This window comes from Thiothrix caldifontis (genome assembly GCF_900107695.1).
In the GTDB taxonomy this organism is placed as follows: Bacteria; Pseudomonadota; Gammaproteobacteria; order Thiotrichales; family Thiotrichaceae; genus Thiothrix; species Thiothrix caldifontis.
This window is the reverse complement of record NZ_FNQP01000014.1, coordinates 23,168-36,573: the sequence shown is the minus strand read 5'-3', so window position 1 is coordinate 36,573 and position 13,406 is coordinate 23,168. Positions and strand designations below refer to the sequence as shown.

Genomic DNA, 13,406 nt, shown 5'->3' with positions numbered 1-13,406 from the left:
TCACGAATTTTGCCGGAAAATACCCATGAATGCTTGTATCCTGTTAGGTAATGGCTATTCCCTCCGACAAGCGGCGTCCTCACCCCAGTTTTTTTCCATTTCGATTAACTGTTCCAGCTCTGTGGCACTAAAGCCTGCTTGTAAACGTGCTTCGGTATAGAACGGCCCCCTTAATGGTGCAGGTAATGCATCACGCAATAATTGACGGAACGTGGCTTCTGGCTCTAACCCACGTTGTGCACAACAATAATGAAACCAGTGCGAGCCAATACGTACATGCCCGATTTCATCCCGCAAAATAATCTCAAGAATAGCAACGGTTTGCGTATCTCCAGCTTCGTGTAGGCGCTGCATCATACCGGGCGTGACATCCAGCCCCCGCGCTTCCAATACTCTTGGAACCAATGCCATGCGTATTAAGACATCATGGTCAGTTTTGCAGGCTTGCTCCCATAAGCCGTTATGTGCAGGCAAATCGCCATACGCACACCCAACCTCCATTAAGCGCTGCTGCAACAGGCTGAAATGGTAGGCTTCTTCCGCAGCCACTTGTAACCAATCACCGTAGTAAGCATCAGGTAAGTCGCGGAACCGGTATACCGCATCCAGTGCTAAATTAATGGCGTTAAATTCAATATGAGCAACGGCGTGCAATAAGGCACGTTGTCCTTCTGGCGTATTGAGCTTGCGTTGTTTGACTTGTTTGGGATGCACAAGTTCAGGCTTTGTAGGTCGCCCCGGAATTAAAATGGTTTCCACTAGAGGAGCGTTAGCATTATCACGCGACAATTCACCATTTTTCCATGCGGTATAAAGCTGTTGAGCACAGCTTAGCTTTTGGGCTATATCGGTTTGCATTAAGCAGGTATGTGCTGCGTTGTAGAGATTTTGCATGATCACTTTAGAATTTTAAGCCAAGAATAATATCCATCACATTGGTGCCGGTTGGCCCTGTATAAATCAGGTCACCACTGGCAGCAAGGAATGTACCGGCATCTGCTGCTTGTAAACAAGCTAATGGGTCAAGTGTATTGTATTTGCCACGCATGATAGTGCCAGCATCCACCAATGCGCCGGTGTCGGGCGTGACGCCATCGGTACCATCTGTACCGGCCGCTAGCAGAAAAATAGTATCGTTGGGGCGTAAATAGAGAGCGGCAGCAAGGGCTAAGTGTTGATTGCGTCCACCGTGTCCGGGGTTAAGCGGGAGCTGTACGGTGGTTTCCGCCCCCCATATATAGAGGCCGGGCGGGTTTTCTCGTAAATGCTCGATACAGCAGTGCGCGACAACTTCCGCATCACCTTCGAGAAAATCAGGCATGAGGAGAACCTGTGTCCAGCCTTGCGCTGCGTTGGTCGTGGCTGCGGCGGCAATGGCTTCTAACATTTGACGGTTGCTGGCGATAATTTCCCAGTCAAAATCGTCGTGCGGTGCAGGAAATAATAAACCGGAGCCAATCACCGTTGGGTCATCACCGGGTACGTCAGAGATGAGTAGGCAGGAGACAGGGCGTTCGCCGATATAGTGCCACAGCTTGCCACCTTTGATCAGTGATTGGGTGCGACGCATGGCGTTGATTTCACTGATGACGGCACCATTGGCTAACATTTCTTGGGTAGTTTGTTGTAGTGTTGCCAAAGTCCAGTCGGTATTTAACACTTCGACTAAACTGGATGTGCCACCGGAAATGAGGAATAACACGGGCTCATTTGCTGGAAGATTTTGCAGGTATGTGAGGAGTGCTGCGCCCGCCGCTAAGGATGATTCATCAGGAATGGGGTGAGCTGCTTCGATAATATTAACATAGCTGGGGTGTGTAGCAGTGACATGCCCCGGTTTGGTAATCAGTAGTGCACTGTGTAGGTGTTGCTGTAAATAGCGCTGTGCGCCTAATAACATTGCCTCGGCTGCTTTACCAATGGCGATGACATGACAGGGTTGCCGCTTACCGCGTTTGTTGAGTGCTTGATAAACGGCTTGTTCGCCTTGTACCGCAGCAAGCCCTGTGGCATAAATTTCTAATAGATGAGTGCGATAATCGGGCATTGGTTTGTGTGTTCTTCTTAAGTGAATAAGGCATAATCATAGCATGTCACAACAACTCCCCCCACTGAATGCCTTGCGAGCTTTTGAAGCTGTTGCCCGTCACTTGAGTTTTACCAAGGCGGCGGCAGAGCTTAATGTGACTCGCGCAGCGATTAGCCATCAGATTAAGTTTCTGGAGGATTACCTCGGCTTTGCTTTGTTGGAACGTAAAAATCGTACCATTATTCTCAGCAAGGGGGCGGAAGCTGCATTGCCTAAATTACGTCAAGGTTTTGACTGTCTCGCTGATGCGGTACACCTGATGCGCAGTGAAGCTCACAGTGAACGCATTACAGTGTGTGCTGCACCGTCGTTCGCATCTAAATGGCTCATTCCGCGCTTACACCGTTTTTCTCGCCAACACCCTGAAATTGATATGCAAATCAATAGTAATGTTGGTTTGGTGGATGCGGATCTTCAGCAAGGAGGGGGGGTGATGGATACGTTTTTCCGTCAAAATCAGGTCGATGTCGTCATTGGTTTTGGTGCAGGTTTGTATGCGGGGGATAGCGTTGAGAGGCTGTTTGCGGTATCTGCTGTACCTGTATGCAGCCCGGTTTTAGTTAGTACTGAGCATCCACACCCATTACGTGTGCCTGAGGATTTGGCCTTTCATACCTTGCTGCATGATGATACCAATTATGTTGGACACCCCAGATGGGAAAAGTGGCTGAAATTACAAGGGGTGGTCGGTGTTAATGCTAACCGGGGGCTGCATTTTAACCATGTGTCGCTTGCTTTGGATGCTGCTGTCGACGGGCAGGGGGTATTGCTTGGGATTAAGCTCCTCGCGCAATCGGATATAGAAACGGGTCGCTTGTGTATTCCTTTCGATTTACCCATGCCATTAGAACATGCCTACTACGTATTTCGCCCTCAGCAAATACAAGTGAATCAACGTGCCAGTGATGTGTTTGTGGAATGGCTGTTAGCAGAAGCTCAGGCACAAAACGATTTGATAAGTTAAGAGGTAAGGTTTTCTAACCATAAAGTTGAGAAATAGTAGCTTGTGTGTTTAAGGAGAAATCCCTATTATTTGCTGCATTGCAATATGAATGGTTCAGAGTCTCTCTCCTCCTCCTAGCTTCTGAATCATCTGCAAGCGCCCACAGCGCACGGACATTGAGGGATTCTCTCCTCCTCCTCTCTCTCCTCATGTTCTTGCTGTGGGCGTATCTTTCTACACCGCTTATTGCAAGCAAGCCAGCAATGACAGCGTAATTCGCGCCGTCGCCCCCCACAAAACTTCCCCATCGTATTCCTGAAAGTACACAATCGGTATCGGTTTAGGTACGTCGGTTAACTGTCGGTAGCGTATTTCGTGGTGTTGAGGCTGTGCGAGCCAATGCAGCGGAATGGTGAAGGCACGGGCTACTTCTTGCGGGCTGAGTATCAATTCATAAGGCCAAGGGACACTGGCAACGGTTGGCACAATTTGAAAGCGGCTCACGCTATGGTGCGGGCTGAGTTGCCCTAAAATCTTCACATCTTGCGGTAAAATACCAATTTCTTCGTGTGCCTCACGTAAAGCCGTGGCGGTCAGGTCGGCATCTTCCGGGTCACGCTTGCCCCCAGCAAAGGCGACTTGCCCGCTGTGATAATCACGCACCGACTTAGGGCGGCGAATAAACAGCAAGTGCCAAGCATTATCCATGCGTACAAACGGCACTAACACCCCGGCTTCGCGACACGCATCCAGCGCGACATCATGCGTCGCTGCGCCACGTTGTTGTAAGCGCTGCATAATGTCGGTTGGGGTCAGTTGGTCAATGGCGTTCATGGTGCTGGCTGCCTTAGGCGCTGACCGAATACCCGCGCAGGCGGTGTGCAAATTGCTCCAGAGCCGCGATGCCGGTTTTTTCCGCGTTGCTGATCCACTCTTGTACCGCTTCCAGCCGCGCTTCTTGGCTAACAGTGGTGCGTTCCCACAATTGATGTAGGCGTTGCTGGTACAAATACACGGTTTGTAAGGCTTGGCTTTCCGCGAGTACGGTTTGGTGACGCAATTCCGATTTCGTCACCGGTTTGATGACTTGCTGGGCAAAGTGCGAGAGGACTTGTAAGCGATTACCAAGAACAGCGGTCACCGTGTCAAAATCCACCGCCAGTTTGTTAGGGTTAATGCGAATGCGCGGGGCAACTTTACGTACTTTCGCCATGCCCAACATTTCTAAGATGCGGATGTAAAACCAACCAATATCGAATTCATACCAGCGGCTGGAAAGCCGTGCGGATGCGGCAAATGCATGGTGGTTGTTATGCAATTCTTCACCGCCGATTAAAATACCGATCGGGGAAATGTTGGTGGACGCGTCGGTGGTGTTCCAATTGCGATAGCCCCAGAAGTGCGCCAAACCATTGATGACACCCGCTGCCCAAAACGGAATCCACACCATTTGTACCGCCCAGATGAGTATGCCGGGCAAGCCAAACAGCACCAGATCAATCACCAGCATGGTGCTGACACCTAGCCAAGGGTAGGGCGCGTATACGTGGCGTTCCAGCCAGTCATCGGGGGTACCTTTACCGTATTTTTCGAGGGTTTCCTGATTTTTGGCTTCTTGGCGGTACAGCCACGCACCTTTCCATAGGACGGTGTTCACCCCACGGGTTTGTGGGCTGTGTGGGTCTTCGGGGGTTTCGCATTTGGCGTGGTGCTTGCGGTGAATCGCCACCCATTCGCGTGTTACCATGCCGGTGGTTAGCCACAACCAGAAGCGGAAAAAATGCGCGGGGATAAACCCTAACTCCAATGCCCGATGTGCTTGGGCGCGGTGTAAAAAGATAGTGACTGCCGCGATGGTAAGGTGTGTTAAGCCCAGTGTGACCAGCACCAGTTGCCAAGCGCTGAGTTCAGCGAGTAAACCCATACTATTTACCTCTCCTCTGTTGTGACAATGGATACTCTACTACATTCGCCCTTTATTGATATAGGGTTTACCCAAGGATTCATGATGCAAGCTTTACTTATTGTGGCGCACGGCAGTCGCCGGGTGCAATCCAATGATGAAATTCGTGCTCTTGCTGCTAAAGTCGGCGAGCAATCTGGCACGGATTACGCTTACGTAGGCAGTGCTTTTCTGGAATTGGCAGAGCCGTCGATTCCCGACGGCATTCAGCACTGTATTGATCAAGGCGCAACGGTGATCACCATTATGCCCTTTTTTCTATCAGCCGGTCGTCATGTGGTCACGGATGTGCCTGAATTGGTACAGGCGAAACAACGTGAAAATCCCCAAGTAAAGATTCGTATGGCACCTTACTTAGGGGTATCGGGTTTAATGCCGGGCTTGATTGTGCAATCAGCGCAAACGGCGTGTGAGTGCAATGGGGCTAACTGCACTTACCCAGCGTGCATTACGGGCTAAGGTAGCTCCAGCCCTGTTCTTGCAGGGCAATAATCCGCGCAATGCCCGCTTGGGTTTCCTCGATGCCGTCAATGAGTGTGGGGCGTGTGCCACTGGTTTCTTCCACGGTGTCGAGGGTGTTACCACAAGCGGTGAAAATAACATTTTGCATCATCAGGCTTTCGACTCGCTTGAGAAATGCACTTTTGTCGGTGACTAACCAAATACCAGGGCCATAGGCGACTACCTCCATTTCAATATTATCCATACCGTAATGTTTTTGCAGGTTGACGATATTGGCTAAGACATGATCTTGAAAGTCTTCTTCGCGCTTATTAACTTGAATTACCAAGCGATGGGTTTCATCACCAGCAGTTTCACTTTCACTGGTTTTTTCGGTAACAGCATCGGCAGCGATGACGGCTGAAAAAGGGATGCTCAATAAAGCAATTGCTACCATACTGGCAGCAAAAAATGGGTTTAATCTCATGTTTTAATTTCCTCCTAACGGTCTGCTCACTATAACAAATGGCGCAATACAACGTTTGAGAAAACGCAAAATAGCAGTGGATAGGGGAGTAAAAAATGGTGGGATCAAAAGTAGGAGCACACTCCAGAAAATCGTGGAAGACTTCGACCTTGAACCAGTGGTTCAAGTGGGTGCGGCGAATGGCTTTCAGACTTACCGTCGAGCGGTCATGCACACCAAACCATTACAACCACTCCCGGGGTAAGAAATTAGGCTCAAGGATAATACCCATCTTCTCACGCGTCCCCCAGAGGTGCTCTTGTGACCATACTATTACAATTATTGGGTGAGGGGAAGAATTGACAAATGCTTAAGCTTTGTGCTTATCGAGTGCAGCATCTAAGCGTTGCTGCATTTTTTGCAAGTGTTCCAGCGTTGAGGGGTCGGCTGCTGCGTTGTGATAGTGTTTGCCGTGCATTAATTCGTGGGCAAGATTGAGGGCAACCATGACGGCAATGCGGTCACTGCCCAAGACTTTGCCGGAATCGCGGATTTTGCGCATTTCACGGTCAACCCGACGCGAAGAGGCAATCAGGGCATCCTGTTCACCCACAGGGCAGGCGACCATATAGTCTTTGTCGAGAATACGAACACTGACAGGTTGGATATTTTTGTCCATGTGGCTTATGCCCCGGTTGCGGTTGGCTGGGTTTTCAGGCGCTGTATCAGGGCTTCCAATTGACTACTGGCTTTATCATGGCGGTTACGCAACGCCTGACATTCTTGGGCAAGGGTTTTTTCTTGCTTTTTCAGGTCGGCATTTTCAGTCGCCAATTTTTCAATGAGGCTCAACAGGCGTTCCATGCGTTGTTCGATGGCATCGAGTTGAGTTTGCAGTGTCAAGTCAGGGGCTTTTGTATTCATGCGCTAATGGTAGTAAAGAGTGCGAAACCACGTCAATCATCTCATAATAGCGCTTTGTCAGGGAGAAGATAATTTTGAAGAGTGAATTACCGGATTATGTAGGCGTAGAGCGGGCGTTAGGGCGTGCCAACGTGGATTTTTCGAGTGCAGAAATTCATGGGATGGCGTGCGGTTTATTGGTGGTTGATCAGGCAACTGCACCAGACACTTGGTTTGCGCAGGTGTTGGAAGGCAACCCGCAGGATTTTCATGTGCAAGAAGCCCGCAGCTTGCTGAAAGAATTGTTTAGCGCTGCCCGCCAGCAATTAAATGATTCAGGGATGGCGTTTGAATTATTTTTGCCCGAAGACGATGCCTTGGAAACCCGCGTGGAAGCGATGCAGGATTGGTGTCAGGGCTTCAGTTTCGGGCTGGCACTGGCTGGCGTGAAAGACATGCGCACCTTGCCGGACGATTCGCGTGAATGGACTGAAGACGTGGTGCGCATCGGCAGTTCCGGCGAGCTGGAAATGGAAGATGAAGAAGAGGGTGAAGAATCACTCGCGGAAATTATCGAGTACCTGCGCGTCGGGGTGTTGATGATGAACGAAGAACTGCAACCGATGAAAGCAGCGCCACACATTCACTAATTACCCCCCATCCCTAACCCTTCCCCCGCAGGGGGGGAAGGGGATAAATTGGAGAAAATCATGCAAAAACCGATGATTCCGAAGGAAGAGTATGCAGCGCGGCGGCGGCAGTTGTTGGCGCAGTTGGGTAAGGATGCGGTGGCGGTCGTACCTTCTGGCGGCTTGAAAGTGCGTAATCGTGACGCGGAATACCCGTTTCGGCAAGACAGCGATTTCCATTACCTCACCGGCTTCAATGAGCCGGAAGCAGTGGCGGTATTTGTGCCGGGGCGTGAGCAAGGCGAATACGTGCTGTTTTGCCGCGAAAAAAACGAGTTAGCGGAACGCTGGTCAGGCACTCGTGCCGGTTTGGAAGGCGCAAAACATTGGCATGGCGCGGATGATGCGCATCCAATTAGTGATCTGAACAAATTGATGCCGGAATTGCTGATTGGGCGTGATCAAGTGCATTACGATTTGGGTGCAAACCCTGAGTTTGATTTGCATTTGATTCGTTGGGTGAATCACTTGCGTGCCAGAGCGCGGGCAGGGATACGTGCGCCGCATAGCATTGTGATGTTGGATCGGATTCTGCACGAAATGCGCTTGTTTAAATCAGCGGCGGAAGTGGCGGTAATGCGTTATGCCGCCCAAACGGCTGCACGGGCGCATACCCGTGCGATGCAAATCTGTCAGCCAGACAAATACGAGTACGAAGTCGAAGCTGAATTGTTGCATGAATTCCGGCGCATGGGGATGGAACCTGCGTATACCTCGATTGTGGGGGGCGGTAAAAATGCCTGTATTTTACACTACATTGAAAACCGTGACGTGTTGCATGACGGTGATTTGCTGCTGATTGATGCGGGGGCAGAACACGAATGCTATGCCAGCGATATTACCCGCACTTTTCCGGTGAATGGCAAATTTAGCCCCGCACAACGGGCGTTGTATCAATTGGTACTGGATGCGCAACAGGCTGCAATTGCTGCCGCGATTCCCGGCAATATGTGGGATGACCCGCATCAAGCGGCGGTGAAGGTGTTGGCGCAAGGGTTACTCGATTTGGGCATTTTGAGCGGCACACTGGAAGAGGTGTTGAAAAAGCCTGAGGTGACTAACCTCGAAGAACCTGCTCCCGAAGAGCCTTACCGCCAGTTTTACATGCACAAAACCGGGCATTGGCTGGGGATGGATGTCCACGATGTGGGGGATTACAAGCACGGTGAAGAATGGCGCACTTTACAACCGGGCATGGTGTTGACGGTGGAACCGGGGCTGTATATTTCTCCTGCCGATAATGTCGATCCACAATGGTGGAATATCGGGATTCGGATTGAGGATGATGTGCTGATTACCGCCGACGGCAATGAGGTGCTGTCGGCGGCGGTTGTCAAAGACATTGACGCCATTGAGGCATTGATGCAACGTTAATCCACATCAAACGGGAAGTGTGCGTGCTTACCCGCCACGCCCATCAGGTGCTCACCCAAGTTGCAGCGGTTGCGGATGAGGACATTCGCGCCGCTAGACTGGCGTGTGACCTTAAATGGCAGCGCCACTTGCCCGCTGGGTAAGGTTCCATCAGGGCGCACCAGACCATCACGGAATGCCCGCAGGGATTGGCGGTGGGTTTTGATGAAACGTTGTTTCGCCATTTTAATCGCCCGGATACCAACGGGTTCTGCGGGCGGCACTTCGCCTTCGCTGGGTTCTTCGGGGTAAATCCACAAATCCGGGTCGGTGGTGAGTTGGATGTCATTCCAGTTTTCGTCCATCACCAAGGTGCCTCCCTTGTAAATTGACACCATGCCCATGGCGATTTCGCCATCTGGGGTGATGTAGCAGGATTCGTACTGCATTTCATACGTGTAATACAGGTAACGCTCGGTCACGGTTTTGCTGCCGGTGCCGCGTTGTTCCTTCGCCGCGTCGATAGTGCGGGTGACGGTGCTAATGCGAGGGCTAAGAATGCGTGCACCTTCACTCATGGGGATGCGCAGCGCGTCGGCGTTTTCATACACGGCTTTCATTAGCGCGGTATTGCCGGTATGGAAAGCTTCCTCGAAACTAGAGCCAATACCGGGGGCGTTAATGTCGATTTCTTCCTGCCACAACATGCGGCGTTGGAACACTTCTTTAGCCAGTTCACGCGGGTGTGGGTCATCCGGGAACAGGCGAGCATCGGCATTGTACAGTACCCGTGCCAAGGTCAGCAGCGTCACGCCAGTGGGTGGGATGTCTTGCAGTGCCCGTAACATCATGCCTTTGACGCGGGCACTCGCAGAGACGATGGCCTCGAAAAAGGCGTCGAAATCACTGCGATTAGCGGATTCGGTGTAGTAGTCCTCGAACGCCGGGTCTTGTTGCTGAATCGTCATCTGGCGCATTGAACTCATTTGCGCTTGGGGTTTATGCGTGACAGGTGCATTCTCCAAGGTGGCTTTCACTGTGGGGGTCAGCGCTTCGGAGACCAGAGTGGCGAGGATTTCATAAATGGCAGCAGTCCATACTGTGGAGCGATCATGAATTTCAAATGGTGCCATGTCGTAGCTGGGGCCATTCAGGGCAGAGCGCAGGAAGGGAAAGCTGACCCCCCACAAGCCGATGCCGAATTCTTCCGCCAAGCCGCTGGCAAGGCTGGGGTTCATCATATCGCCGCCGGATTCGCGGAATAATTGTTCTACTACCGGTTTGTGGCTGAGCGAGGTAAACATCGCCATTAAATCGCCGACCGATTCGTGTAACGCGCCGGTGTCAACTTCTTCGGAATACACATACAGCGGGCGGAAGGAATCGAGGAGCGCGTGACCCAATTCATGGGACACGATGTCGTGGGATAAACATGTCCATACCGGGGCGCGGCGGAACGGTGACGTGAACGACCCAAAGTTGAGTGACGGTGACATCGGGTCGTAAAACGCATTCGCATCGCTGAAGGCATGGGGGCGCAATACCAAGGGAGCACCATGCTTCCACTTCATTTCGCGCCCTATGGCAGCTTCCACCAGATCCAGCGAGTAAGCGGCGACGGCAAAGGTGTTGACTTGGTGAAACTGCGGATTGTCAATGAAATTGCCGTTTTTATTGAGTGCGGCGAAGGAAAGATCGGCATTTGCCCAATCTAGCCCTTGGTAAAGTGGCATGTCATACAGGTCGTTATCGCGGATGGTGAATTTACTCGAACCCATACCTGCGAGAAAATCGCTGTCGACGGGGAATTCATAGTCTTGGTACAAATCAGGCAGGGATGGGTCTTGCAATAACATGCCCATGGGTTTGGTGGTCATGGTGTATTTCCTCTCGCTCTTTAGGTTGATTACGTGATTGCGGTACAAACTGGAGCTTACGTATCTACACATAAGCCAGTAATCACTTGAACAAGGTATTTTCCGCAGCCCCTCTGCTGGGATAGGAGAGCTTATCGTGTTGCCCCTTTGCTTAGAGTATAGGCGGTTTTGGGTAAGTTGGTGGTTGCTTGACAGCGTGTCTGCTTTGTTCAAGGATGGCAGCATGATTTCAGCCAGTGAGCAGCACTATGTTTGATATTTTGATCGTCGGCGGCGGGATGGTAGGGGCAAGTTTAGCCGTGGCACTCAAGCCCCTGAAGTTGCAGGTTGGCTTGATCGAAGCCTTTCATTTTGGAGCAGCAGAACAGCCGAGTTACGATGACCGTTCGATTGCGTTGGCGTATGGTTCCAGCCGTATCTATCAGGGTATGGGGTTGTGGAACAAGCTGCATTCCGGGGTGGAGGCGATTCAACACATTCATATTTCTGACCAGGGGCATTTTGGCGCAACCCGTTTGGCAGCGGCACAAGAGCACGTACCCGCGCTGGGTTATGTGGTGGAAAGTCGGGTGCTGGGTAAGCTGTTGTATGCTGAATTGGCGTCCGGTGAGATTGCACAATATGTTCCGGCAACCGTGTTTGCGGTGCAGCAGGATGCGGATTGTGTGATCGTGAGTATCGAGCGTGATGAGGTGGTGGAGTCACTGCAAACCCGCTTGTTAGTGGTGTCAGATGGGGTGAATTCCAAGGTGCGTGAGATGCTGGGTATTGCCGTGACACGGTGTGAATACCACCAAACTGCGGTGATTGCGAATGTCACCACGGCTGAACCCCATTGCCACACCGCTTACGAACGTTTTACCCCCCATGGCCCTTTGGCATTGTTGCCGTTGACGCAAGGGCGTTATTCACTGGTGTGGACGCATCAGGATGCGGAGGTGGCGGCTACCATGCAACTGAGTGATGCGGCGTTCCTGTGTAAGTTACAGGCGGAATTTGGCTATCGGCAAGGTGAATTCACCCGTGTAGGGCAACGCGCCGCTTACCCCTTGGTGTTGCAGAAATCGGTGTGTGAAGTGGCAGGGCGTGCGGTGGTGATCGGCAATGCGTCCCATGCGTTGCATCCGGTTGCGGGGCAAGGGTTGAATCTTGGGTTGCGTGATGTGGCAACGTTAGCGGATTTGCTGGCAGAGGCAGTGCAAACTGGCACTGACCCCGGTAGCGCAACCTTGCTGAGTGTGTATGAGCAACGACGGCAGCCGGATTACGCGGCGGTCGTGCAGTATACCGATACGCTGGTGCGGGTGTTTTCTAATGATTTTGCACCGTTGGGACATGCGCGGGCGGGAGGTTTATTGGCGGTGGATCGTGTGCCAGCCTTGCGCCATTGGATTACGCGCCAAAGCATGGGCTTGAATCACCGGCAAGCGCGTTTGTCACGTGGTTTGGGGTTGCGGGTATGATGGATACGGTGGTGGATGGCTTGGTCGAGCACGGCTGGGTGGTGTTGCCTGATTTCTTGTCATTGGCGCAGTGCCGTGAATTGCGTGAGCAGGCACTGGTGAATCAGGCGGCAGGGGCATTTCATGCAGCAGGCATTGGGCGCGGACAGGGTTTGAATGTGAACGAGTTGATCCGTGGTGATCAGGTACTGTGGCTGGAGCAGGCGGAAACGGGCGCGTTGGCAGACTATCAGGCATTCATCGACAGCTTACGAGTGAGTTTGAATCAGGCGTTGTATTTGGGGTTGGTTGAGTTTGAGGCGCATTTTGCGGTGTATCCGCCGGGGGCGCGTTATCAGCAACATCTTGATAATTTTAGGGGAACCTCGGCGCGTATCATCAGTGCTGTGCTGTACTTGAATGAGGCATGGGATGAGGCGGACGGTGGGCAGTTGCGTTTGTATACCGGTGAGGATACAGCGGGGGAATACGTGGATATATTCCCCCATGCAGGGCAGTTAGCATTGTTTCGCAGTGAGGTGTTCTGGCATGAAGTGCGCCCGGCAACACGGGAGCGGTTTAGCCTGACCGGTTGGCTACGGCGACGTGGAGAGGTGGTTTAATCCCCAAATTCATCCCATTGCCAGCGTTGTGTTGGTTTGGGAGCGGCTTTGTAGCTGGCTTTGATAAGTTGTGGTTGGGCGGGGCGGGGCTGTTGAGAACGACCGTTACTCGCCAGTTTGCCGTAGGCATTGAGAACGCGCTTGGTATAAACGGCTGTTTCTACAATGGGGACGTTCGCACCGTATTGATCGACTCGCCCTTCACCGGCGTTATAGGCTGCAATCGCATGAGGGATGCTGCCGTTGTAACGGTTTAATAACCAACGCAAGTAGCGTGTTCCGCCATCAATATTTTCCGCTGGATTGAAGCGGTCATTTACCCCAAAACGTCTTGCGGTTGCGGGGATCAGTTGCATGAGTCCACCCGCACCTTTATGCGATTTGGCTTCATTGCGAAAGCAACTTTCAGCCGTAATCACTGCTTTAATCAATGCGGGGCTGACACGGTATTTAATCGCTGCTTGGGTAATCTCATGATGGTAAGGGTGGGCTTTTTGTCTGAGTACATTCGGATGTTGTTGATCACATGAACCCGCGATACCCTGACTGGATATACTCAATAGCGCGACGGCAAACGTAAATTGCGTCACGATTTGGTTTTGCTTGTTTTGCACTCT

At 51.8% G+C, this 13,406-nt stretch carries 15 protein-coding genes and 1 other RNA gene; 6 read left to right on the top strand and 10 right to left on the bottom strand.

What is annotated here, in order from left to right; genetic code table 11:
* Window positions 1-54: 54 nt before the first annotated feature.
* Window positions 55-858: a ferritin-like domain-containing protein gene (locus BLV87_RS12265; RefSeq protein ID WP_245707019.1), complete on the bottom strand. Its 804-nt coding sequence runs from the start codon at window positions 856-858 to the stop codon at window positions 55-57.
* 43 nt (window positions 859-901) lie between these two features.
* Window positions 902-2,047 carry a glycerate kinase type-2 family protein gene (locus BLV87_RS12260; protein ID WP_093069085.1) on the bottom strand — a complete coding sequence of 382 codons (1,146 nt, stop codon included), beginning with the start codon at window positions 2,045-2,047 and terminating at the stop codon, window positions 902-904.
* Window positions 2,048-2,090: 43 nt separating this feature from the next.
* Between BLV87_RS12260 and gcvA the strand changes: the two genes are divergently transcribed.
* Complete coding sequence (gene gcvA / locus BLV87_RS12255) at window positions 2,091-3,053, top strand: transcriptional regulator GcvA (RefSeq protein WP_093069084.1); 963 nt, start codon at window positions 2,091-2,093, stop codon at window positions 3,051-3,053.
* 222 nt (window positions 3,054-3,275) lie between these two features.
* On the opposite strand, the gene BLV87_RS12250 is transcribed toward gcvA, so the two are convergent.
* Both BLV87_RS12250 and BLV87_RS12245 read right to left on the bottom strand, forming a co-directional pair.
* A complete protein-coding gene (locus BLV87_RS12250) occupies window positions 3,276-3,866 on the bottom strand; it encodes an NUDIX hydrolase (protein WP_093069083.1) in 591 nt (196 codons plus the stop codon).
* 13 nt (window positions 3,867-3,879) lie between these two features.
* Entirely contained in the window at window positions 3,880-4,956 is a 1,077-nt protein-coding gene (locus BLV87_RS12245) for a DesA family fatty acid desaturase (RefSeq protein WP_093069082.1), read from the bottom strand.
* An 84-nt stretch (window positions 4,957-5,040) separates the two neighbouring features.
* Here BLV87_RS12245 and BLV87_RS12240 point away from each other — a divergent pair, with 84 nt between their 5' ends.
* Window positions 5,041-5,454 carry a sirohydrochlorin chelatase gene (locus BLV87_RS12240; protein WP_175517929.1) on the top strand — a complete coding sequence of 138 codons (414 nt, stop codon included), beginning with the start codon at window positions 5,041-5,043 and terminating at the stop codon, window positions 5,452-5,454.
* Here BLV87_RS12240 and BLV87_RS12235 read toward each other — a convergent pair.
* The 4 genes from BLV87_RS12235 to BLV87_RS12220 form a co-directional block, all read right to left on the bottom strand.
* The gene (locus tag BLV87_RS12235; RefSeq protein ID WP_093069080.1) at window positions 5,444-5,923 is read right to left on the bottom strand and encodes a DsrE family protein; all 480 of its coding nucleotides are present in this window, start codon (window positions 5,921-5,923) and stop codon (window positions 5,444-5,446) included. The genes BLV87_RS12240 and BLV87_RS12235 overlap by 11 nt on opposite strands.
* A 117-nt stretch (window positions 5,924-6,040) precedes the next feature.
* A non-coding RNA gene (ssrS, locus tag BLV87_RS12230) (6S RNA) lies at window positions 6,041-6,219 on the bottom strand.
* Window positions 6,220-6,272: 53 nt separating this feature from the next.
* Entirely contained in the window at window positions 6,273-6,581 is a 309-nt protein-coding gene (locus BLV87_RS12225; RefSeq protein ID WP_093069069.1) for a cell division protein ZapA, read from the bottom strand.
* A gap of 5 nt (window positions 6,582-6,586) precedes the next feature.
* Window positions 6,587-6,826 (bottom strand): hypothetical protein, encoded by a 240-nt coding sequence (locus BLV87_RS12220; RefSeq protein WP_093069067.1) that lies wholly within the window; start codon window positions 6,824-6,826, stop codon window positions 6,587-6,589.
* Window positions 6,827-6,900: 74 nt separating this feature from the next.
* Between BLV87_RS12220 and BLV87_RS12215 the strand changes: the two genes are divergently transcribed.
* Both BLV87_RS12215 and pepP read left to right on the top strand, forming a co-directional pair.
* Window positions 6,901-7,455: a UPF0149 family protein gene (locus BLV87_RS12215; protein ID WP_093069065.1), complete on the top strand. Its 555-nt coding sequence runs from the start codon at window positions 6,901-6,903 to the stop codon at window positions 7,453-7,455.
* 60 nt (window positions 7,456-7,515) lie between these two features.
* Complete coding sequence (gene pepP, locus BLV87_RS12210; RefSeq protein ID WP_093069063.1) at window positions 7,516-8,868, top strand: Xaa-Pro aminopeptidase; 1,353 nt, start codon at window positions 7,516-7,518, stop codon at window positions 8,866-8,868.
* Here pepP and BLV87_RS12205 read toward each other — a convergent pair.
* Window positions 8,865-10,724 carry a gluzincin family metallopeptidase gene (locus BLV87_RS12205; protein WP_093069061.1) on the bottom strand — a complete coding sequence of 620 codons (1,860 nt, stop codon included), beginning with the start codon at window positions 10,722-10,724 and terminating at the stop codon, window positions 8,865-8,867. The genes pepP and BLV87_RS12205 overlap by 4 nt on opposite strands.
* Window positions 10,725-10,972: 248 nt before the next feature.
* Between BLV87_RS12205 and ubiH the strand changes: the two genes are divergently transcribed.
* Window positions 10,973-12,187, top strand: coding sequence for a 2-octaprenyl-6-methoxyphenyl hydroxylase (gene ubiH / locus BLV87_RS12200; protein WP_093069060.1), 1,215 nt, complete (start codon window positions 10,973-10,975; stop codon window positions 12,185-12,187).
* Window positions 12,184-12,789, top strand: coding sequence for a 2OG-Fe(II) oxygenase (locus BLV87_RS12195; RefSeq protein ID WP_093069059.1), 606 nt, complete (start codon window positions 12,184-12,186; stop codon window positions 12,787-12,789). The genes ubiH and BLV87_RS12195 overlap by 4 nt, the downstream gene beginning before the upstream one ends.
* On the opposite strand, the gene BLV87_RS12190 is transcribed toward BLV87_RS12195, so the two are convergent.
* Window positions 12,786-13,403 (bottom strand): lytic transglycosylase domain-containing protein, encoded by a 618-nt coding sequence (locus BLV87_RS12190; protein ID WP_093069058.1) that lies wholly within the window; start codon window positions 13,401-13,403, stop codon window positions 12,786-12,788. The two genes, BLV87_RS12195 and BLV87_RS12190, sit on opposite strands and share 4 nt — an antisense overlap.
* Window positions 13,404-13,406 lie beyond the last annotated feature (3 nt).

What these genes read in the sequence shown, in the direction of transcription:
- BLV87_RS12265 (WP_245707019.1), bottom strand. Translation starts at nt 858, where the DNA reads ATGCAAACCGATATAGCCCAAAAGCTAAGCTGTGCTCAACAGCTTTAT.
- BLV87_RS12260 (WP_093069085.1), bottom strand. Translation starts at nt 2,047, where the DNA reads ATGCCCGATTATCGCACTCATCTATTAGAAATTTATGCCACAGGGCTT.
- gcvA (WP_093069084.1), top strand. Translation starts at nt 2,091, where the DNA reads ATGTCACAACAACTCCCCCCACTGAATGCCTTGCGAGCTTTTGAAGCT.
- BLV87_RS12250 (WP_093069083.1), bottom strand. Translation starts at nt 3,866, where the DNA reads ATGAACGCCATTGACCAACTGACCCCAACCGACATTATGCAGCGCTTA.
- BLV87_RS12245 (WP_093069082.1), bottom strand. Translation starts at nt 4,956, where the DNA reads ATGGGTTTACTCGCTGAACTCAGCGCTTGGCAACTGGTGCTGGTCACA.
- BLV87_RS12240 (WP_175517929.1), top strand. Translation starts at nt 5,041, where the DNA reads ATGCAAGCTTTACTTATTGTGGCGCACGGCAGTCGCCGGGTGCAATCC.
- BLV87_RS12235 (WP_093069080.1), bottom strand. Translation starts at nt 5,923, where the DNA reads ATGAGATTAAACCCATTTTTTGCTGCCAGTATGGTAGCAATTGCTTTA.
- BLV87_RS12225 (WP_093069069.1), bottom strand. Translation starts at nt 6,581, where the DNA reads ATGGACAAAAATATCCAACCTGTCAGTGTTCGTATTCTCGACAAAGAC.
- BLV87_RS12220 (WP_093069067.1), bottom strand. Translation starts at nt 6,826, where the DNA reads ATGAATACAAAAGCCCCTGACTTGACACTGCAAACTCAACTCGATGCC.
- pepP (WP_093069063.1), top strand. Translation starts at nt 7,516, where the DNA reads ATGCAAAAACCGATGATTCCGAAGGAAGAGTATGCAGCGCGGCGGCGG.
- BLV87_RS12205 (WP_093069061.1), bottom strand. Translation starts at nt 10,724, where the DNA reads ATGACCACCAAACCCATGGGCATGTTATTGCAAGACCCATCCCTGCCT.
- ubiH (WP_093069060.1), top strand. Translation starts at nt 10,973, where the DNA reads ATGTTTGATATTTTGATCGTCGGCGGCGGGATGGTAGGGGCAAGTTTA.
- BLV87_RS12195 (WP_093069059.1), top strand. Translation starts at nt 12,184, where the DNA reads ATGATGGATACGGTGGTGGATGGCTTGGTCGAGCACGGCTGGGTGGTG.